Origin of the sequence: Micromonospora sp. NPDC047620 (assembly GCF_043205005.1) — a bacterium.
Taxonomy (GTDB): domain Bacteria; phylum Actinomycetota; class Actinomycetes; order Mycobacteriales; family Micromonosporaceae; genus Micromonospora.
The window spans coordinates 1-1200 of record NZ_JBIDDG010000151.1 but is presented as its reverse complement, the minus strand read 5'-3'; the positions used below and the strand labels follow the sequence as shown (position 1 = coordinate 1200).

The following is a 1200-nucleotide window of genomic DNA, read 5'->3' as shown; positions in this document are numbered from 1 at the left end:
GGATCTGGACGATCTGGCGTATGTGATCTTCACGTCGGGGTCGACGGGTCGGCCGAAGGGTGTGCAGGTCACGCATCGGGGGTTGGCGAATCACGTCCGGTGGGCGGCGTCGGTGTTGGCGGGTCGTGGCGTTGGTGGGTCGTCGGTGTTCTCGTCGGTGGCGTTCGATTTGCAGGTGCCGAACCTGTGGGCGCCGTTGGTGGCGGGGCAGCGGGTGTTCATGGTCGATCAGGATGTTGATCTGGCGGAGTTGGGGGCGACTCTGGCGGCGGCGGGTCCGTTCAGTTTTCTGAAGTTGACGCCGGGTCATCTGGAGATTTTGGGTCGGCAGTTGAGCGATGCGCAGTTGTCGGCGTTGGCGCCGGTGGTGGTGGTCGCGGGTGAGGCGTTGCCGGCGGCGTTGGCGAACCGGTGGCTGGGTCTGCTGGGTCCGGGGAATCTGGTCAACGAGTACGGGCCGACTGAGGCGACGGTGGGTACGTGCGTCTTTCCGGTGCGGGTGGAGCAGGCGTTGCCGGTGGTGCCGATCGGTCGGGCGTTGCCTGGCATGCGGATGTATGTGCTCGACGCGGCGATGCAGCCGGTTCCGGTGGGTGTGACGGGTGAGTTGTATGTCGGTGGGATCGGTGTGGCGCGTGGTTATGTGGGTCAGCCGGAGTTGACGGCGGGGCGGTTCGTGCCGGATCCGTTCGGGCCGGTGGGGTCGCGGCTGTATCGGACTGGGGATCTGACCCGCCGGTTGTCGGACGGGGCGGTGGAGTTCGTCGGTCGTGTCGACGATCAGGTGAAGGTGCGTGGTTACCGGATCGAGTTGGGTGAGATCGAGTCGGTGATCGCCGGGGTGGCCGGTGTGCGGGACGCGGTGGCGATGGTGCACACCAGCGTGGTGGGGGAGGCGCGGTTGTTGGCCTTCTACCTGCCTGAGGGGCCGGATGCCGGTTTGGTCGAGCGGGTGCGGCGGGAGTGTGCCCGGCGGTTGCCGGAGTACATGATTCCGTCGGATTTGACCGCGGTCGAGGTGATCCCGCTCAACGCCAACGGCAAGGTCGATCGTGCGGCTCTGGCCGCGTCGGTGACGGTGGTCGAGCGGGCGCATGTGGCGCCGCGTACCGATCTGGAGGAGCGGCTCGCGGAGATCTGGGCGCGGGTGTTGAGCCTGGACACCGTCAGCGTCGTCGACAGCTTCTTCGACCTCGGCGG

General features: G+C 67.2%; 1 protein-coding gene. It reads left to right on the top strand.

The genetic code is table 11. The annotated features are described in order from the left end of the window. A partial coding sequence (locus tag ACGF5C_RS34865; protein ID WP_393308697.1) for an amino acid adenylation domain-containing protein occupies positions 1-1200 on the top strand: 1200 nt, incomplete at both ends.